Source organism: Zoogloea sp. JDB1 (genome assembly GCF_056724025.1).
The window spans coordinates 837,170-856,198 of sequence record NZ_CM161496.1 but is presented as its reverse complement, the minus strand read 5'-3'; the positions used below and the strand labels follow the sequence as shown (position 1 = coordinate 856,198).

The window sequence follows — 19,029 nt, the reverse complement described above, 5'->3', positions numbered from 1 at the left end:
GGGGTGGCGTAATTGCCTGCCCTTGTAGCGAATAACGCCTGCCATCGCCCGTGGTTGTCAGGGGAAATGTAAGCCCTTGTTCATTTGTAACAGCGATGTGAGCCACCTGTGGTCCGCGCTATAGCGCCGCAGCTCCTGCCCCGGCATGGGCTGGCGGTTTTGCTGGGAAGGTTGGTGCTGGAGCGAGCAGGAGCCGTTCAGACTTCGGCAGGGTCTACGTCCAGGTGCCAGCGCAGTTCCCTGGGTGGGCGTAGCGTCCACAGCTGGCGGCTCCATTCGGTGAGGAAGGCCTGTAGCGCCGGGCGGGTTTGCGCTTCGACCAGCAACTGGGCGCGTTCCCGGCGGGCGAGGCGGACCATGCGCATCGGTACGGGATCGAAGACATGTACGCCAAATGCTTGTGATAGGGGTTCTGCGGCGGCACGGGCAGCTTTCAGCCAGTCGATGGCGGTGGCCAGTTCGGTGGCGTTGGCGCACAGCAGCGCGTTTGCCGCAAAGGGTGGAAAGCGCGCCTGCTTGCGCTCTTCGAGCTGCAGTGCGGCATAGCGGGCAAAGTCGTGAGCGGCGAGGCAGTGGTAGAGCGGATGGTCGGGGTATTGGGTCTGAACCATCACTTCGCCGGGTAGCTCGCCGCGGCCGGCCCGGCCACCGACCTGCATGAGCTGCTGGAACAGGCGTTCGGGGGCCCGGAAGTCGGCGGCGAACAACGACGAGTCGGCATTCAGCACGCCGACGAAGGTCAGCTTGGGAAAGTCGTGCCCCTTGGCCATCATTTGGGTACCGACCAGAATGTCGGCATCGCCACGGCCAATTTGGTCGAGCAGAGCGTCCCATTGGCTGCGGGTACGCGCGGCGTCCCGGTCGACGCGCAGGATCCGGGCATCGGGGAAGCGTTCGCCGAGGGTTTCCTCTAGGCGCTGGGTGCCCCGCCCGAAGGGTTGGATGTCCTGGTCGCCGCAGTCCGGACAGGCCAGCGGGATGGCGGCCTCGAAGCTGCAGTGGTGGCAGCGCAGGCGCCGGTCGGCCAGGTGCAGGACCATGTTGGCCGTGCAGTGCGGACAACGGCTGACCCAGCCACAGGATGGGCACGACAGCACCGGCGCGTAGCCGCGACGGTTGAGGAAGATCAGACTCTGTTCGCCGCGCTGCAGGCGCGCTTCGATGGCCCGTAGCAGGTGTTCGGAGACCCCGTGCTGGAGTTTCTCGCGCCGGATATCTACCGGGCGCACCCGTGGCAACGTGGCGGCGACGGCGCGATTGGCCAGTTCGATGCGCCGGTAACGCCCCACATCGGCGGCGTGCCAGCTCTCCAGGGACGGCGTGGCGGAGCCGAGGACGATCGGGATGCTGCGCTGGCGGGCACGCCAGATTGCCAGATCGCGGGCGTTGTAGCGCACGCCCTCGTGTTGCTTGTAGCTGGCGTCGTGTTCCTCGTCTACCACGATCAGCCCGAGGCGGGGCAGCGGCGTGAACACCGACAGACGGGTGCCGAGGACGATTTCCGCGCGTCCTTCCATGGCCTGCACGAAGCCCTGGGAGCGGGCGCCTTCGGCTAGCGCGGAATGCAGGCTGACCACGCGCGCGGCCGGGAAGCGGCCGGCCACGCGTCCTTCCAGCTGCGGGGTGAGGGCGATTTCGGGCACCAGAATCAGGGCCTGGCCGCCGCGCGCGATGATGTGCTGGACGAGCCGCAGATAGACCTCGGTCTTGCCGCTGCCGGTGACACCAGCCAGCAGGAAGGTCTGGAAGCGGCCGAAGTCCGCCGACATCGCATCGACGGCAGCCTGCTGTTCCGCTGTGAGGGGCGGTGCGCCGGCCATCGCCGCGGGGTCGGCGGCGGCGGAAGGAGCAATCCAGCCCCGCTTGAGGGTGTCGGCCACTGCTGGGTTGGCGCTGTTCCCTTCGCGCAGCTGGGACTTGCGGCGCGGGCCGTGGCTGGCGAGGTCGTGCAACAGGGCTAGCGCGCGGCTTTGCCGTTTGGTGGCGATGATGGCGTCCCGGCCCGCATCGGTCAGATCGAGCAGGGGGTCGGATTCATTGCCGCTGACGGCATCCGCCCGGCGCAGGCGCGGGGGCAGGGCCATCGCGACGACTTCGCCGAGCGGGTGCTGATAGTAGCGGGCGGCGAACTCGACCATTTCCAGCCAGTCCGCGGGCAGGGCCGGTGCTTCGCGCTGGATGGCGATGACGGGCTTCAGCTGATCCGGTGACAACTCGCTTGTTTCCGGCAGCGCGATGATCAGCCCGGTCTTCTCGCCGCGCCCGAAGGGGACACGCACGCAGCGTCCCAGGTCGGCAGGGGATAGATCTTCGGCGATGTAGTCGAAGCTGCGGGGGAGGGGGATCGGGAGGGCGACGCGGACGATCACGGCGGGCTAAGGCGGGGAATGGTGGCTGTTTTTGGAAAGTACCCGTAAATCAGCGTATTGCAACGTTTTTTTGAGATGGCGGATGGGCAAAGGGGCTGAACTCTTTGGCGTCGAATGCGTATTTCTTCTTGTCCACAAAATCTGTGGATAACTTTGTGGGGAAAACCGGAAAATCACCCTTGTAGCCACTCGCCATATGCTTTCCATTTTTCGATCGTGAATCTGGCATGGATAATATTCCATTTAAAAACAGTCCCTTGGAACGACCAAAAAGTCAGTTAGAAATTTATGTCGAAAAAATTACAGGGGGCGTGAAGCTGTGCACAAGTCAAGGGGTAAGTTGAAAATTTAATGCTTGACGGGGCCGTTTTCCCGTCCGGGCTTGAGAAGGGGCCGGGATGCTCCCGGAGGCGCTGGAAAACGGGCGGAATCAGGGGCTGGCAGCAAAAAGGCCGGCAAGCTGCCGGCCTTTGCACGACTGAGCCGCAGTGCCTCAGGCGGTCTTCGCCTTGAGTTCGCGGCTGTAGCTGTGCACGGTGTTGACCAGCACCTCGACGTTTTCCGGCGGGGTGAACTGGGAAATTCCGTGGCCCAGGTTAAACACGTGGCCGTGGTGCGGGCCGAAGGCGTCGAGCACCTTCTTCGCTTCGGCAGCGACGGCTTCGGGGGTGCCGAACAGCACGGCTGGGTCGAGGTTGCCCTGCAGTGCGACTTTGTCGCCGACCAGGCGGCGGGCTGCGCCGATATCCACCGTCCAGTCCAGGCCGACCGCGTCGGCGCCACTGTCGGCAATGTCGGCCAGCCACAGGCCACCACCCTTGGTGAACACGATGCACGGCACCTTTTCGCCATCCTTCTCGCGGGTGAGGCCGGCGACGATCTTGCGAATATAGGCGAGGGAGAATTCCTTGTAGGCACCGTGGGCGAGCACGCCACCCCAGGAGTCGAAGATCATCACGGCCTGGGCGCCAGCTTCGATCTGCGCATTGAGGTAGGCGATGACGGCCTGGGCGGTGACGTCCAGGATGTGGTGCATCAGGTCGGGGCGGCTGTAGAGCAGGGCCTTGACCTTGCGGTAGTCGTCCGAGCCGCCGCCCTCGACCATGTAGCAGGCGAGGGTCCAAGGGCTGCCGGAGAAGCCGATCAGCGGTACGGAATCACCCAGCGCGCGGCGGATTTCGGCGACGGCGTCCATCACGTAGCCGAGCTCGATGTTGGGATCGGGCACGGCCAGGTTGCGGATCTCCCATTCTTCCTTCAGCGGCCGCTCGAACTTCGGTCCCTCACCTTCGGCAAAGTATAGGCCGAGGCCCATCGCGTCGGGCACGGTGAGGATGTCGGAGAACAGGATTGCCGCGTCGAGGTTATAGCGGGTGAGGGGTTGCAACGTGACTTCGCAGGCCAGGCTGGGGCTCTTGCAGAGGTCGAGGAAGCTGCCGGCGCGTTTGCGGGTTTCGCGGTATTCGGGCAGGTAGCGGCCAGCTTGGCGCATCAGCCAGAGGGGAGTGTAGTCGGTGGGCTGGCGCAGCAGGGCGCGCAGGAAGGTGTCGTTCTTCGGACGGCTCACGGTAAATCCTCGACGGGGGACCGCGCAGGGGCGGCAAAGGCGGGATTATCCGCCATTTGTCGCCCCCGCGTGGATGGGGCAGATCAAGAAGGGGTGAGTCCCCGGATCGTGGCGGGCTCGCGGTCTTGCCGCAGAGGAGGATCAGGCGCTGCCTTCCTCATGCTTGCGTCCGACGCTGATGCCGAGCTGCTTGAGCTTGCGGTAAAGGTGGGTCCGTTCGAGGCCGGTCTTTTCCGCCAGGCGGGTCATGTTGCCGCCGTCCAGCTGTAGGTGGTGTTCGAAGTAGAGGCGCTCGAAGATTTCGCGGGCTTCGCGTAGCGGCAGGTCGAGGGGTAGGCCGAGGGCGGCGGTCGGCGTTTTGACCAGCAGGTGGGCGACGTCCTCCATGCCGATCTCTTCTTCCAGTGTGCCGAGGGACAGGGACTTGATGGCCGCCTTCAGTTCGCCGTAGCCGCCTGGCCAGGCCTGGTTACGCAGCGCGTTGAGGGCGGCGGAAGAGAGCCGGCGCGGTGGCACCTCGCCAGCTTCGACCAGGTGCAGCAGGACCTGGCTGGCGATCTCCGGGATCTCGTCGCGGATCTCGCCGAGGGCTGGTGGTGCGAGGGACACTTCGAACAAGCGGGTCAGCACGCGCTCTTCCCAGCCGTGCTCGATCAGTTCGTCCGGGCGATGCTCGGTAGCGACGACCAGGGTCTGACCGTGGCGTTCCAGACGGTCCATCGCGAAGACTAGGTTCTTCTGCTGGGGGCGTGACAGGTAGATCAGTTCCGGGACGTAAAGCAGGCCATTGCGGGCTCCTTCGAGGATGTTCAGTTCGAGGGGAGCGCTGTTCAGCGACAGGTCCAGCCACGGGGCGCCGACCCGTTGCAGGGTTCGTGCACACAGCTCGGCGAGGCTGCCGGGGCCGACACGCAGCAGGATGATCCGCGACTTGTCGGCCATCTGCTCCAGGCGCTTGCGCAGGTCACGTAGCGGGGCGGAGCGGGCGAAAGCCGCGAGGCCCAGCGGACTCGGCGCATGGGCTGGCTTGATGCGGGCCAGCCCGCGTTTGACTGCGGCGAGCAGCTTCTGCAGCGCGATGGGCTTTTCGAGGAACTCCATCGCGCCGATGCGCGTGGCTTCGACCGCGGTGTCGATGGTGCCGTGTCCGGACATCATCACCACCGGCATCGTCAGCTGACCATTGGCCGACCACTCCTTGAGCAGGCTGACGCCATCGGTGTCGGGCATCCAGATGTCGAGCAAGACCAGATCCGGTCGGGCGGCATTACGGGCGGCTCGGGCGGTGGCGGCGTTTTCGGCGAGGATGATGTCGTGACCTTCGTCGCGCAGGATCTCGGACAGGAGCTCGCGGATACCGACTTCGTCGTCAACGATGAGGATTTTAGCCATGGACACTGGACTCAGAATGGGGGGCGCAGCGCAGGCGGATGCGGATTTCCGCTCCACCGGCTTCTCGATTGGCGAGACGGATCTCTCCCTCGTGCTCGTCGATGATCTTCTTGACGATGGCGAGGCCGAGGCCGGTACCGCGGGTTTTGGTTGTTACATAGGGCTCAAAGGCCCGGGACAGGATCTCGGGCGGGAAGCCCAGTCCGTTGTCGCGCAGGATCAAGTCTACCCGGCGCGCATCGGATCGGGTCAACAGCTCGATTTCCGGATGGGCGTGCTCGGCGAGCGCGTCCTCGGCATTTTGCAGCAGGTTGTGGATGACCTGGCGGATCTGCGTGACGTCGCCGAGCACGCGGGGTAGCTCGGCGGCCAACTCGGCGTGGATCATCACCGGCGAGCCTTCGTAGAGGACCAGGACTTCACGCACCAGCGCGTTCAGATCCACCGGGGTCATCACCGGGCTGGGCAGGCGGGCGTAGTCGCGGAAGGCATTGACCAGGTTCTTCATCGCCTCCACCTGGTTCACGATGGTGGTGGTGGAGCGCTCCAGCATCTGCCGGCCCTCGTCATCGAGGCGGTCGGCCAGCTTGAACTGCAGGCGTTCGGCCGACAGCTGGATCGGGGTTAGCGGGTTCTTGATCTCATGGGCCAGGCGCCGGGCCACCTCGGCCCAAGCAGCGGTGCGCTGGGCGGCGATGAGGTGAGTGATGTCGTCGAACACGACTACCCAGCCACCGCCAGTATCGTCAGGCAGGCGGGTGCCATGAAGGAGGAGAGTCTGAGTGCTGCCATCCGGGTTGGAGAATTCGATCTGCCGGTTCCAGTCGGCCTCGGGGCCGTGGAAGCCGTCCAGCAGCGCATCCCGGAAGGCACCGTGGCCGTCCCATTCGTCGAGGCGCAGGCGCTCGTAGCCGTCGAGCGGGTCGTTGAGGATGGTCATCGCGCCATGGTTGGCTGCCCGCAGGTGGCCGTCCGGCGAGAAAGCCAGCACGCCGGCGGAGAGATTGGCGAGCACCCCTTCCAGGTAGGCCCGGTTGCGTTCGACGGCGGCCCGGTGCTTGTCGGCCTGTTCCCGGGCGTCTTCCAACTGGCGGGTCATCTGGTTGAAGGACTGGGTCAGCACGCCGAGTTCATCGCGGGCCGGCAGGGCCTGACGTGGGCTGAAGTCACCGGCGGCCACCGCCTGGGTGCCCTCGGCGAGGATGAACAGCGGCGCAGCGAGGCGGCGGGTCAGCACGAAGGCGACGGCAACGGCAGCGAACAGGGCCAGCAGCAGGGTGAGCGTGAGGGTCAGCGTGTAGATGCGCTTCAGGCCGTTGCGGGCGAGGGACAGCTCCTGGTAGTCCCGGTGCACCGTTTCAACGCTCTCGGCGTGCATCGCGAAGGAGCGCGGGACTTCCTGGGTGACCTGCAGCAGCTGGGGTTCGGTGAAGCGCCGCGACGGAATCGGCACGATCACGCGCAGCACCAGCCCTTCGGTGGCATTGCCTTCTGCCGCCCGGTAGCCACGGGTCTGGCGGGCCTGGCGCAACTGGGACGCACTGGGCTGCTCGGGCATCAGCGTGTCGAGCTGGATGTCGGCGGTGGCGATGATCTTGCCACTCGGAGAGAACACCGTTGCGGATTCGATGCCGGCCCTTTCGCGTAGTTGGTTGAGCAGCGGCGGGCGGATCGGCGCGGCGGATTCGAGCTCGAGGGCTACCTGATCGGCCTTGTTGGCGAGTTGGTCGAGGAGGATTTCGAGGGTCGTACGACCGAGCTGGAGGCCACTTTCCAGGGCCGCGTCTACCCGCACGTTGAACCAGGATTCGATGCTCTTCACCGCGAACTGCAAAGACACCGCGTAGACGAGGGCGCCAGGTACGACCGCCATCGCCGCGAAGATGGCCATCAGGCGCAGCTTGAGACGGGAGCCGAAACGACGAGCCCGGTGTTCCTGCCACAAGCTGCGCAACTGGACGACCACCAAGCTGGCCAACCCGAGGGTGATGGCGCCGTTGAGCCCAAGGAGCAGGGTGTAGTTGCGGGCGAACAGCGGCGTATTGGCGCTGGCGGTGGCAAGCAGGAAGAGAAGGATGCCGCCGACAGCCGCCGCGATGACGAGGCCGGTGGATCTCATTTCGACTCCCGGGGGACGACGAAGGTCCACCGGTACCAGTCGGTTGCCATGTTCCAGTCCTTGCGCCCGAAGGCGCTGACCTGCAGCGGCTTGGGCAACTCACCGACATCCAGGCGAAAGCGCAGCGCGGCGTTGTAGCTCTTGCCGACCTTCAGGGCATTGCGATCGGCGATGCCCCAGTTGCGGATGCGCAGCATGGTCCGCATGGCCTCCTCAAGGCTGCCAAAGTTCTGGTGCAAAGCCCCGGTGGTGAGGCGGTACTGGCGGGTCAGGGACTGGTAGGAGAGGCGATAGGTCAGGGTCTTGCTGGCGATCTCCTCGTCCATCCAGTACCAACGCGGGGCACTCAATTCGAACTCTGCATTGAAGTACAGCGATACCCCGCGGGCCACCACATCGGCGAGAAGCGGGGTGAGTTCGGCGTTGATGTCGGCGTTGAGGACGTAGAGATCGTCGCTGGGCAGCAGGGCGGCACTGCGGATGTCCGCATCGTTGGCATGCGCCGGTGCGGCTTTGAGTGCAATTAGCACACCGGCGGTGATTCCGAGGGTGTGGAGCAGGAAGCGGCGGCGCTCAGGCGATTTTCTCGAGCAGGGCGTAGAAGAATCCGTCATGTTCGGAGCTGGGCAGGTATTGGCAGTCGAGCTGGCCGTTCAGGGGCAGCCGGCGGCAATCGGGATGACGGGCAGCGAAGCCGGCCATCTGCTCACGGTTTTCCTCGGCGAAGACCGAGCAGGTGGCATAGAGCATTTTGCCACCCGGGGCGAGGACCTGCCACAGGGCATCGACGATCTCGGCCTGCTGGGCCGCGAAGTGGGCAATATCGCTGGCGCGGCGCAGCCATTTGATGTCCGGGTTGCGGCGTACTACGCCGGAGGCGGAGCAGGGCACGTCGGCCAGAATGCGATCGAAAGGGCGGCCGTCCCACCAACCGGCGAGGTCGCGGCAGTCGGCATGCTTGACGGTGGCGTCGAGGCCGAGGCGCTGCAGGTTCTCTGTAATGCGTCGGGCCCGCAGTGGATCGGCGTCGATGGCGGTGAGTTCTACATCGGCGATCTCGAGGACATGGGCGGCTTTACCGCCTGGGGCAGCACAGGCGTCGAGGACGCGCTGTCCATCGTCCACATCCAGGTACTGGGCGGCAAACTGGGCGCCTGCATCCTGCACGCTGATGCAGCCTTCGGCAAAGCCGGGCACACGGGAAACGGGGACTGGGCGCGCCAGCAGCAGGGCACCGTTGGTGAGTTGGCGAACCGGCAAGTCCGCTTCGGCGAAGCTGGCCAGGGTGTCCTCGAGGTTGCTGCGCAGTACGTTGATGCGTAGCGCCATCGGGGGATGGGTGTTGCCGGCTCGAAGGATGTCACGCCACTCGGCGGGGTACTGAGCCTTTAGGCGGCGGATCCACCAGGGCGGGTGGCGGTGCTCTGCAACCATGTCTGAATCGGCGGCCTTGTTCAACGCATCCATCTGCCGCAGGGCATTGCGCAGCACGCCGTTTACGACGCCCTTGAACTTGCCCTCGATGCACGTGGCCGCAGCGCCGACCGCCTGGTTGACGACGGTATGGGCGGTGTCGGCATGGCTGTCCAAGCGGTGCAGCGCCACGCGCAGGATGGACTGGATCGGCTCTGGCAAGGGCTTCTGCAGCAGGCGGCCAAGGATGAAGTCCTGGCGACCATAGTCCCGCAGGGTCCCGTAGGTGAGGTCGAGCACCGCACCCCGCACGCCGGCCGGCGTCTGCGCACGTGCGGCCCACAGGGCGGCCAGACTGTCGGTGAGGGTGGTTCCGGCGACAACGTCGGCAATCAGCTGGGCTGCGGTCAGGATGGCGTAGCCCAGGCTGTCTTCCGGTAGAGATTTGGGGGGCGTGGAGGTAAAAGCGTGGGGCATGGGTTCAGGCGAGCAATTGGCTAATGTGGTTGGGCAGGGCCTGGCAGGCGTGGTGCAGATCCGGATTGTAGTGGCGCAGACCTGTGATGCCGCGCTCGCTGAGGCGTGCGTTCAGTATGGTAGGGGCCGGGTCTGTTCCTGTGTCGGCGGTGGCGCGGGCCAGCAGCCAGGGACCACCGTAGGACGGAACGCTGATGAGCGTGGGGCACAGGCCGGTAAATACGCTGCGCATGTGTTGCCACAGAGCCGCAGTCTGCACCGGTTGATAAAAGGGTGATCCCAACTGGACGTGGATGATACCGCCTGCGTTCAGGCTGGCAGCACAAAGGCGAATGAATTCTTCGTGATGAAGATGCGCGCAGGCCGGATTGTCGCTGGCCGTGAGATCGAAGAGGATGAGATCGAAGCGCTCGCCTCTGGCATGGTGTTGGCGAAGGCTTGCGGCGGCGTCGCCAATCTGCAGGTGCACGCGGGGTGAGGCGAAGGCCAGGGCGGGGAGGGCGGGAATGAATTGTCCGACAAGACGCACGACCTCTGCGTCGAGCTCGGCCACGACGATCCGTTCAAGGCTTGGGTGTTTGAGCAGCTCCCGGGCTGTGGCGCCGTCCCCGCCGCCGAGGATCAGGGCGCTACGCGGGGCCGGGTGCGCCAGGGCCGGGATGTGGGCCAGGCTTTCGTGGATGATGAACTCGTCGGCCTCGCTGGCCATCAGGTCGCCGTCCAGACGGTACAGACGTCCGAAGGTGGCGGACTGCTCGATGGCGATGTGCTGGAATGGACTGCATGCCTCCACCAGGTTGCGTGTGGGTTCGATGGAGAGCCCAGTGTCAGGCGCCAGCGAGACATGGAAGGGCGGATGTTTCACGTGGAACAACTCCTTCAGGTCAGGAAGGTGTCGTAGCTGAAGCGCAGGATCAGCACGATGACGACGAACAAGAAGGCCTTGCGGACGAAGACCGCCCCATGGCGCAGCGCAAGCGCGGTACCGACACGGGAACCGAGCAGATTGCAGGCGCCCATGATGGCTGCCACCTGCCAGAACACTTCGCCGTGGGAAACGAATACAGCGATGGCCGCGAGATTGGTCGCCACATTGATGATCTTGGCAGACACCGAGGCATGCAGGAAATCCATCCCCAGGAATCTGATGAACAGGAAGATCAGGAAGCTGCCGGTACCTGGGCCGAAGAAACCGTCGTAAAAGCCGACTGCCGCGCCGATGGCAAGTGCTCGCCGTTGCTCGCGGGATGCATTGGTAAGACGTTGATGCTGGGTGCCGAAGTCCTTGCGGATGAAGGTATAGACCGCAACTGCGGTCAGCAGGATGAGGATCAATGGACGAAGTGCGGCGGGCGGAAAGAGCACGACGGTCCGTGCCCCGAGCCAGGATCCGGTGGCAGCAGCGATCGCAGCCGGCCCTGCGGCCCGCCAGGGGATCGTCAGCCGTCGGCTGTACTGAACGGCGGCGCTCGTGGTGCCCAGCACGCTGGCCAGCTTGTTGGTGCCAAACAACGTGCCGGGGCTTGCCTGTGGAAAGGTCGAGAAGAGAAGCGGGATCTGGATCAGACCGCCGCCTCCGACGACGGCATCGACGGTACCAGCAAAGAAGGCACCGACAGCCAGGAGTGGAAGCGCTAAATCCATAGGGCGTGTTTCACGTGGAACAAGGGATGCTCAGGCGAAGAAATGCTGGGCACTCAGTACCGCGTGAATGTCGGCGAGGGCGGCCAGGCCGCCCTGCGGAAGACTGACGCCACGCCCAGGAATTTCCGGTTCCGTCGGGTTGATGCGTACCAGGGGCTCGCCAAGCGTCTCGCTGAACCAGCGGACCGTAGGAACGTGATTACCGGCTCCGATCTCGACGATGACTGGCTTGCGCACGTCTCGCAGCCAGGCTTCCAGGCGGCGGTGCTGGGCGTCGCTGCGTCGGCCCAGCCAGTCACCATCCCCGAACATCAGGATGTTGGGACGCAGGAGGCTATTGCAGTGCGAACAGCGCGGAAGCGGTGAGAGGAGCCGGCAGGTGCGGTCGTCCACCTCGGGGACGAAGTTGTCTGCCGGACCGATCCAGCCTCCGCACCCATCCACACATTGGAGGTGATGGATGGAGCCGTGCACCTCGCAGATTCTTTCCTCGTCGTAGCCGGCTTGCTGGAATTGGCCGTCCACGTTCGACGTGAACACGAAGGCGCCTTGGGGCAATCGATAGGCGATCTCGCGGAGGATCGTGAAGCCGCGATGGGGGCGGGTGCTGCGATAAAGATTCAGCCGGTGGCCGTAGAAGCCCCAGGCAAGCACGGGATCGCGTCGGAAGGCCACGGGGTTGGCGATGTCCTCGAATGCGATGCGTGCCTCGGCGAGGGCCGGGTAGGCACGCCAGAATCCGCTGTTGCCACGGAAGTCGGGCAATCCCGAATCCACACCCATACCGGCCCCGGCCGCGACGATCAGCCCATCTGCGGCCGCAATCAGGCGTGCTGCCTCGGCATGTATGGCGCTGTGGTCGATGCCACTCATCGCTGGGCGACGATGAAGATCCGGCGGAACGGGAAGAGGGTGGTGCCGTTTTCGTCGGCTGGATAGGCGTCGGCGAGCAAGGAGCCCAACTCACCAAAGAAGGCTTCGCGGGTAGCCTCGTCCATCGGCGCGATGTAGGGCAGCAGGGTGGTGCCGCGCAGCCAGTCGAGAACCGGGCTGACCCCGTGCAGGGCCTGCCAGTAGGTTGTTTCCCACAGGGACAGGCGGGTGCTGCGTGGGGCGAGCAGGCGGTGGTAATCCGCCATGCCGAGGATGCTTCCCATGTGCCCGGCGCCGACCTTGCCAGACCAGACGGAGGATGCGGCTAGCTCGCGGACCAGGCGATGGGATGGCGCGTCGAAGTTGCCGGGCATCTGTACGGCCAGTACGCCGCCGGGTGACAACCTGTCGAGCAAACGAGGGAAGAGGGCTTCATGCTGACCAACCCAATGCAGGGCGGCATTGGAGAACAGCAGGTCCGGCGCATCCTCGGAATCCCACTGCTCGACGCCCGTCAGTTCGAAGCGCGCACTCGGCAGCGCGTTGCGTGCCCGCTCCAGCATCTCGGGGGAACTGTCGAGGCCGACCAATTCCGTGTTTGGCCAACGTTCCGCGAGCAGACGGGTGACATTGCCGGCTCCGCAGCCGAGGTCGACGACGCGGGCGGGGCGGATCGGCGGAATGTGTCCAAGCAAATCGAGCGCAGGGCGCAGGCGCTCGTCGGAAAACTGTAGATAACGGTCCGGCTCCCAGGTCATCGTCGTGTCTCCTTTGTGCTTGCGATGGAATACGGTTCGATGCGGGTAGGAATAGCGCCCACCCGCACGGCGATGCTCATACGTCGGGCTTGATGCAGTGGGCACCCTTGGCGGCCTGGTAGGTCTGGTCCACCTGCTTACTGTCGGATGCGCCGCCGATCTTGCGGGCATATTCGGTGCATTCCGGACGCTCTGCAATCAGCTCGCTGGTGGCCTTCACCTTGTCGGCGAGTGAGAGGGGTGCCTCACCTGAGCAGGCCGCCAAAACCGTGGCGAACAGGGAGATACAGAGAACTGGAGTGCGCATGGCGAAAGTCCTGAAAGTGAAGAGCAGTGTGCATCAGATGCGGCCAATCGATGTTCGTTCGATCTTGGGGAGAGCGCATCAACCGGATAGCGGATGCTGAGAATTATGTCGCATTTGGACGCCCCGACCGATGCCCCGGTTGAGAAGTAGTTATCACAGGTTTTAGCTGGGCGAGCCGATGCTTGTGGTGAGTACGCAAACAGGTGAGGAAAATGGAAAAGCTGCTTATCTCCCGCGGAAGGAACTGGAGCGGATTCGAGCGACGCTCCGGCCAAGACCGGCGACAAAGGGAGGGGCGATCTCCCACCGGCTACGAACGTCGTTACCAGGTGGAGCAACGGGAAATCGAGGTCACCGAGTTGTACCCCTCCGAACCGGAATGGGAAATTCTGCAGAAGGCGTGGCTGCACTAATGATGCAGCCCCGTATTGCGGCTGAATTGATTCGTCCGACCGCTATCCGACGCACCCGGATGTAGTCGGAGCCAATGCAGAATCCAGAGAATGGCTTGGATGCCTTGCCGTTACTGGGGTTCTGAAAATCCGAAATCGAAGATGGGCACATCTGGGAGTACCAGATGAAGGTGTCCCCTCGAGGTATGAAAAACCCGCCGTGAGGCGGGTGCAGAACTGGGTGCAAGGAATCGTCAGGCTGTGACGTTGATGTTCTGTCCGATGATCTGACCGCTGGAGTTGGAGACAGGCGCCGGGGCAGACTGCACCTTGCTGCTATCGTCCGAATCGCCATCCTGATCTGAACCCGCCTTCTTCGATTCCGTCGCTTCCGGCTGGCGCTGCAATGCCTGGGTGTAGGCGGCGCTCGATGCGCCACCAACTGAACCAACACTCATGGACTTCTCCTTTTAGGGAACGGCTGTGTTCACGGTGCCTATGGGGCAGACATTAGCGCTTGCTCATTTATCTTTCGTCTCAATTTGTAAGTCCGCCCGGCACCGGGCGGTCAAATTGGCGGAACAACTGGCTTCCGATCCTTTCGTCAGTGGCAGAGAGGGGGAAGTTGCATTGGCGAAGCTCAGCGGTCGTACCTGAAGGCTGGAGGGTCGGCCACGAGGGCAAGCGGAACGCAAGATCCCGCGGATCGCGAAGCGCTCCTTCTCCACGCACTTCAACCGCCGGACCCGACGTCGTTGGGCCAAGCAGCACTTACCGACCAGAACATTGCTCCCACTGAGCTCCGCGCCCAAAAATCGGAGCTCTTCATGCAGTGCAGCTCACTCCACGCTGAACCCGCTTCCCTCCCGGCCGCGTTCACTTCCCTCTGAGCCCCACCGTTGATGCTCCGATTTGAACTTGTTCAGCTCCGAGCTGAACGAGTTCAAATCAACGTTGAGCCGGCCTCCCTCCGACTTGAGCCAGCTTCCCTCCGAGCATCAAAAGCCTCCTTCTGAGCATCGATAGCTCATCTCCGAGGATCTCGCACTCCGCTCGCCGCATCAAAAGTTCAAGTCCGGGGATCTCGAGTCCACGTCTGAGCTGAACAAGTTCAAGTCCAGGCTTGGACAGTTCAAATCGGAGGGCCGAGTGCTTCGTTCCGGGCTCGGACGTGTCAGAAATCTTATTCGCCAGGATCGCAAAGGGCTGGACCTGTTCGGCCCGACGCTGCAGGTGGCGGGTGCGGGGGTGAGCAGGGCCGGCGGCTACGCCCATGCCAAACAGTACCGACGGATGAAAAAGGTGCTCAAGCGTCAGCGCACGATCCTGGGCCGGGTGATGCGGGACCTGGAACGTCGTCTGCCGGAAATGGCCGAGGGCATGAAGCCCATCGCCGCTTTGTGGCTGGAACGGGCCAGGCGCATTCACACCCAGCGCCCCAAGGACACGCACAAGCTGTATGCCCTGCACGCACCGGAAGTGAAGTGCATCGGCAAGGGGAAAGCCCGGCAGCCCTACGACGGCCATACCCTTACCGAGCAGATCGAGCAGGCAACGATCCTGATGCAGGACGTCAAAGGCGCCCAGAAGCCCCACACCACCATCGTTGATCTGGGCTATCGGGGTGTCGAAGTGCCTGGGGTCGAGATCATCCACCGCGGCCGGATCAAAAGCCTGACTACCAAGGCCCGTCGCCTGCTCAAACGACGCCAGGCCGTCGAACCGGTGATCGGACACCTGAAAGACGACTGCGGCCTACGGCGGAACTGGCTGAAAGGCTCCGAAGGGGATGTAATGCACCTGGTGCTGTGTGCGGCCGGCTACAACCTGCGCTGGTTGATGCGAGCCATTGTCCGCCTGGGGCTGAAAGCCCTTTATGTGCTTTGGCTTCTGGTTGGGATGCTTGGGCACAGGCTCAGTCACACGACTCGCAGCTCACCAGGGGATGGCTGGCCGCGGTGGAGTGAATATTTCAGGGCCAACTAATTAGGCGACGGGCACACGATTTAGCGGATTCACTCAGCGTACACAAGCACGCTGCGGAATAAAAAAGCCCGCATTTACGCGGGCTTGAGGGTGTCCTGTGGATCGCATCGGAACGCTGCGGAAGCCTTGTTATTTTCCAATGCAGAAGCGCGAGAAGATGACCCCGAGCAGGTCGTCGGGCGTGAACTCACCGGTAATCTCGTTGATGGCCTCCTGGGCAAGGCGAAGCTCCTCGGCCATCAGTTCGAGGGCCAGGCGATTTTCCAGTGCGGCCTGGGTGTGGGCGAGGGCGGTGCGTAGCGCCACCAGATGGCGCTCGCGGGCCAGGATGACGTCCTCTCCGTGACGATGCCAGCCTGCCACGCGCAGCAACTCGCTGCGCAGCAGGTCGACGCCCTGGCCGGCCTTGGCGGACAGGAAGAGCTGGACGCCTTCCGGGCCTTCGAGCCGTTCGGGCTGACGCTCTACCAGGTCGACCTTGTTGAAGACGGTGATCCGTTCGACGCCGGCAGGCAGGCGTGCGTCGATGGCCGCGTCGGCATCGGTTACGCCGGCGCGCACATCTACCAGCCGCACGACGACGTCGGCCCGGTCGATCTCCTGCCAGGTGCGGGCGATGCCGATCTTCTCGACCTCGTCGGTGGTGTCGCGTAGACCCGCGGTGTCGGTGATGTGGAGTGGAATGCCTTCGATCTGGATCGTCTCGCGCAGCGCGTCGCGGGTGGTGCCGGCGATGTCGGTGACGATCGCGCGCTCCTCGCCGGCGAGGCGGTTCAACAGGCTGGACTTGCCTACATTGGGCTGGCCGACCAGCACCACGTGCAGGCCGTTGCGCAGCAGGCTGCCTTGGGCGGCACGGTCGAGGATGGCCGATAGCTCGTCGACGATGGCCGCGACGCGCTCGAAGGCCCGCGCCTCGACGAGGAAGTCCACGTCCTCGTCGGGGAAGTCCAGCGTGGCTTCCACCAGCATGCGCAGGTCGATGAGGCGATCGCACAGACCGTGGACTTCCTGCGAGAAGCTGCCGGTCAGCGAGCGGACGGCCGAACGGGCGGCAGCGGCGGTGGAGGCTTCGATGAGGTCGGCGACGCTTTCCGCCTGGGCGAGATCGAGCTTGCCGTTGAGGAAGGCACGGCGGGTGAACTCGCCGGGCTCGGCCAGACGGGCGCCGAGCTCCAGGCAACGGGCCAGCAGCATCTGCATGACCACCGGGCCGCCGTGGCCCTGCAATTCGATGACGTCTTCGCCGGTGAAGGAGTAGGGAGCCGGGAAGTAGAGGAGGAGGCCTTCGTCGATCAGCTGCCCACTGCCGTCATGGAAGCGGGCGAACTGGGCAACCCGGGCTTGCGGCTCGCGGCCGGAGAAGGTGGCCACGAGCGCAGAGAGCTTCGGTCCGGAGATCCGGACCACGCCGATGCCACCGCGCCCGGGCGCGGTGGCAATCGCCGCGATGGTGTCACTCGGCGGTCTTGCCACCGGCCGCGATCATCCGGTTGATCTGCCATTGCTGGGCGATCGACAGGGAGTTGTTCACCACCCAGTACAGCACGAGGCCGGCCGGGAACCACAGGAACATGAAGGTGAACAGGATCGGCATCAGCATCATCACCTTGGCCTGGATCGGATCGGGCGGAGCCGGGTTCAGGCGGGTCTGGATCAGGCTGGTGGCGCCCATGATGAGCGGCAGGATGTAGAACGGATCCTTCACGGACAGATCGTGGATCCAGCCCAGCCACGGCGCTCCGCGCATCTCGACGACACCGAGCAGCACCCAGTACAGGGCGATGAACACCGGGATCTGGATCAGGATGGGCAGGCAGCCGCCGAGGGGATTGACCTTCTCGCGCTTGTAGAGGTCCATCATGGCCTGCTGCAGCTTCATCTTGTCGTCGCCGTACTGCTCCTTGAGGCGCTGCAGGCGCGGGCCGAGGGTTTTCATCTTGGCCATCGACTTGTAGCTGGCGGCGGACAGCGGGAAGAAGATCGCCTTCAGTCCGATGGTCACCAGGATGATGGCCCAGCCCCAGTTGCCGGTGAGCTTGTGCAGCGATTGCAGTACCCAGAACAGCGGCGCGGCGATGATGGTCAGCCAGCCGTAGTCCACCACCAGGTCGAAGCCCTTGGCGAACTGGTCGAGGCGGCTCTGTTCCTGCGGGCCTGCATACAGCGGCACCGACAGCTTGCCGGTCTGGCCCGGGGCGATGCTGGCCACCGGCACGATGACGCCGGCGGAGTACAGGTCGGAGCTGATCTGGTTGGCGAAGAACTCGCGCTCGCCTTCCTTCGGTGCCCAGCCGGCGACGAAGTAGTGCTGGACCATTGCAGCCCAGCCGTCGGCGGCCTTGGTGACGAACTTGGTCTTCTTTTCGGCGATGTCTTCGAACTTCACCTTCTGGTACTTCTCGGCTTCGGTGTAGAACGCCGGGCCGGTGAAGGTCTGCACGCCGAAGCCGCCGGGCTGCTCGGCCGGCTTGCCGTCACGGGTGAACTGGAAGTAGGCGTGCGGTGCCAGCGGTGCGGCGCTGCCGTTGGCGATCTCGTAGCTTACTTCGGCGGCGTAGCTGCCGCGATGGAAGGTGATCAGCTTGCTGACCTTCACGCCATCGGCGGTAGGCGCTGCGTCGAGGCGCAGGGTGACGGCATCTTCACCGTCCTTCAGCGCGACATTCTTGCTGCTCAGTGTGAACAGGGTCTTGTGGTTCGGCAGTCCGTTGCCGATCAGGCCCGTCTGGGCGGCGTAATTGTGTTTCTCGCCGTTGTCGAAGAGCACGTAGTTGCGGCTGGGGTCGTCGGTTGCCTTGTGCTGGGTCAGCTCGAGGCGAATGATGTCGCCACCTTGGGCAGAGATTTCGGCCACCAGCAGGTCTGTGCGCACGGTGGCGATCTCGGCGGGCGCGGCGGCAGCGGCTGCGGTCTGGCCGGGCACGACGGCGGCGCTGGGAGCGGCAGTGGCGGTAGGCGTCGGTACGCCGGAGGCTGCGCCAGCGGCCACGGGCGGAACCTTGGGCTGGTTATGCTTCTGCCAGCCGTCCCACAGCATGACCAGCGAGAACGAGAAGACGAGAAGGAGGATCAGGCGACGGTTGTCCATCGGTGTCAGTGTCAGGAAGGGGTTGAGGCGGACTGGAGGAGGTGGATCAGGGCACGGGGTCGAAACCGCCGCCACTAAAGGGATGGCAACGGCACACCCGGCGTGCGGCGAGCCACGAGCCCTTCAGGGCTCCATGACGTTCCACGGCCTCCACGGCGTACTCCGAACAGGACGGAACGAAGCGGCAGTTGCGTCCCAGCATGGGGCTGATGGCGTAGCGATAGACTTGCAGCAGGGCAAGCACGGCGCGTTTCATCACTTTGCTTTGCTCTCGCGGCCTGTCTTGGGCAATCGCTCGAACAGAGCGAGCATGTCTTCGCGCATGGTGCGTCTCGTTACGTCGCCAACCTTAGCCGACAATCGTAACACCAGATCGTAGTCCGGCAAGCTTGCGCGGGCATGACGAAACACGTCGCGGCCGATCCGCTTCACCAGGTTGCGCAACACGGCGCGCTTGGCGAGCTTCTTGGCGACAACGAGACCGAGGCGGGCGCTCCCGACTTCGTTCGGACAGTAGTGCAATGCGAAGTACTTTCCGCGAAGCACGCGCCGAAAAGCAAAAACGGATGAGAACTCATCCGTTTTGTGCAGTCGCAAGGACGAGCCGAAGCCGAATCCTGCCGGGGGTGTCGCTTCCTCTG

The 19,029-nt window shown here is 64.3% G+C and carries 17 protein-coding genes and 1 pseudogene; 2 read left to right on the top strand and 16 right to left on the bottom strand.

Annotated elements, in window-relative coordinates; translation table 11 throughout:
- Window positions 1–197: 197 nt before the first annotated feature.
- From AC1PPK_RS03715 to AC1PPK_RS03665, 11 genes are all read right to left on the bottom strand, one after another.
- Window positions 198–2,369, bottom strand: a complete 2,172-nt coding sequence (locus tag AC1PPK_RS03715) for a primosomal protein N' (RefSeq protein ID WP_481116507.1) — start codon at window positions 2,367–2,369, stop codon at window positions 198–200.
- A gap of 493 nt (window positions 2,370–2,862) precedes the next feature.
- A complete protein-coding gene (hemE, locus tag AC1PPK_RS03710) occupies window positions 2,863–3,936 on the bottom strand; it encodes a uroporphyrinogen decarboxylase (protein WP_481116506.1) in 1,074 nt (357 codons plus the stop codon).
- Between the two features lie 141 nt (window positions 3,937–4,077).
- Window positions 4,078–5,328 (bottom strand): sigma-54-dependent transcriptional regulator, encoded by a 1,251-nt coding sequence (locus AC1PPK_RS03705; RefSeq protein ID WP_481116505.1) that lies wholly within the window; start codon window positions 5,326–5,328, stop codon window positions 4,078–4,080.
- The gene (locus AC1PPK_RS03700; RefSeq protein WP_481116504.1) at window positions 5,321–7,447 is read right to left on the bottom strand and encodes a sensor histidine kinase; all 2,127 of its coding nucleotides are present in this window, start codon (window positions 7,445–7,447) and stop codon (window positions 5,321–5,323) included. Before AC1PPK_RS03700 ends, AC1PPK_RS03705 begins: the two co-directional genes overlap by 8 nt.
- On the bottom strand, window positions 7,444–8,061 hold the full coding sequence (locus AC1PPK_RS03695) for a DUF4390 domain-containing protein (RefSeq protein WP_481116503.1): 618 nt from the start codon (window positions 8,059–8,061) through the stop codon (window positions 7,444–7,446). The genes AC1PPK_RS03700 and AC1PPK_RS03695 overlap by 4 nt, the downstream gene beginning before the upstream one ends.
- The gene (rsmB, locus tag AC1PPK_RS03690) at window positions 8,021–9,337 is read right to left on the bottom strand and encodes a 16S rRNA (cytosine(967)-C(5))-methyltransferase RsmB (RefSeq protein WP_481116502.1); all 1,317 of its coding nucleotides are present in this window, start codon (window positions 9,335–9,337) and stop codon (window positions 8,021–8,023) included. The genes AC1PPK_RS03695 and rsmB overlap by 41 nt, the downstream gene beginning before the upstream one ends.
- 4 nt (window positions 9,338–9,341) lie before the next feature.
- Window positions 9,342–10,202: a spermine/spermidine synthase domain-containing protein gene (locus tag AC1PPK_RS03685; RefSeq protein ID WP_481116501.1), complete on the bottom strand. Its 861-nt coding sequence runs from the start codon at window positions 10,200–10,202 to the stop codon at window positions 9,342–9,344.
- A gap of 14 nt (window positions 10,203–10,216) precedes the next feature.
- Entirely contained in the window at window positions 10,217–10,981 is a 765-nt protein-coding gene (locus AC1PPK_RS03680) for a sulfite exporter TauE/SafE family protein (RefSeq protein WP_481116500.1), read from the bottom strand.
- Between the two features lie 30 nt (window positions 10,982–11,011).
- The gene (locus tag AC1PPK_RS03675) at window positions 11,012–11,854 is read right to left on the bottom strand and encodes an SIR2 family NAD-dependent protein deacylase (protein ID WP_481116499.1); all 843 of its coding nucleotides are present in this window, start codon (window positions 11,852–11,854) and stop codon (window positions 11,012–11,014) included.
- A complete protein-coding gene (locus AC1PPK_RS03670; RefSeq protein ID WP_481116498.1) occupies window positions 11,851–12,612 on the bottom strand; it encodes a methyltransferase domain-containing protein in 762 nt (253 codons plus the stop codon). Before AC1PPK_RS03670 ends, AC1PPK_RS03675 begins: the two co-directional genes overlap by 4 nt.
- A gap of 76 nt (window positions 12,613–12,688) precedes the next feature.
- Window positions 12,689–12,919 carry a hypothetical protein gene (locus AC1PPK_RS03665; RefSeq protein ID WP_481116497.1) on the bottom strand — a complete coding sequence of 77 codons (231 nt, stop codon included), beginning with the start codon at window positions 12,917–12,919 and terminating at the stop codon, window positions 12,689–12,691.
- A 212-nt stretch (window positions 12,920–13,131) separates the two neighbouring features.
- On the opposite strand from AC1PPK_RS03665, the gene AC1PPK_RS03660 reads away from it, so the two are divergent.
- Complete coding sequence (locus AC1PPK_RS03660) at window positions 13,132–13,332, top strand: hypothetical protein (RefSeq protein ID WP_481116496.1); 201 nt, start codon at window positions 13,132–13,134, stop codon at window positions 13,330–13,332.
- A 233-nt stretch (window positions 13,333–13,565) separates the two neighbouring features.
- Here the strand turns inward: AC1PPK_RS03660 and AC1PPK_RS03655 are convergent, their stop codons facing one another.
- Window positions 13,566–13,769, bottom strand: coding sequence for a hypothetical protein (locus AC1PPK_RS03655; protein WP_481116495.1), 204 nt, complete (start codon window positions 13,767–13,769; stop codon window positions 13,566–13,568).
- Between the two features lie 796 nt (window positions 13,770–14,565).
- Between AC1PPK_RS03655 and AC1PPK_RS03650 the strand changes: the two are divergent.
- Window positions 14,566–15,297 (top strand): annotated as a pseudogene (locus AC1PPK_RS03650) (transposase); the annotation flags it as partial.
- Window positions 15,298–15,426: 129 nt separating this feature from the next.
- Here the strand turns inward: AC1PPK_RS03650 and mnmE are convergent.
- From mnmE to rnpA, 4 genes are read right to left on the bottom strand one after another with little or no spacing between them, the layout of a single operon-like run.
- A complete protein-coding gene (gene mnmE / locus AC1PPK_RS03645; protein WP_481116494.1) occupies window positions 15,427–16,773 on the bottom strand; it encodes a tRNA uridine-5-carboxymethylaminomethyl(34) synthesis GTPase MnmE in 1,347 nt (448 codons plus the stop codon).
- The gene (yidC, locus tag AC1PPK_RS03640) at window positions 16,754–18,388 is read right to left on the bottom strand and encodes a membrane protein insertase YidC (RefSeq protein ID WP_481116493.1); all 1,635 of its coding nucleotides are present in this window, start codon (window positions 18,386–18,388) and stop codon (window positions 16,754–16,756) included. Before yidC ends, mnmE begins: the two co-directional genes overlap by 20 nt.
- Before the next feature lie 46 nt (window positions 18,389–18,434).
- Window positions 18,435–18,644, bottom strand: coding sequence for a membrane protein insertion efficiency factor YidD (gene yidD, locus AC1PPK_RS03635; RefSeq protein ID WP_374480490.1), 210 nt, complete (start codon window positions 18,642–18,644; stop codon window positions 18,435–18,437).
- Window positions 18,644–18,985 carry a ribonuclease P protein component gene (gene rnpA, locus AC1PPK_RS03630; protein WP_481116492.1) on the bottom strand — a complete coding sequence of 114 codons (342 nt, stop codon included), beginning with the start codon at window positions 18,983–18,985 and terminating at the stop codon, window positions 18,644–18,646. The genes yidD and rnpA overlap by 1 nt, the downstream gene beginning before the upstream one ends.
- Between the last annotated feature and the right edge of the window lie 44 nt (window positions 18,986–19,029).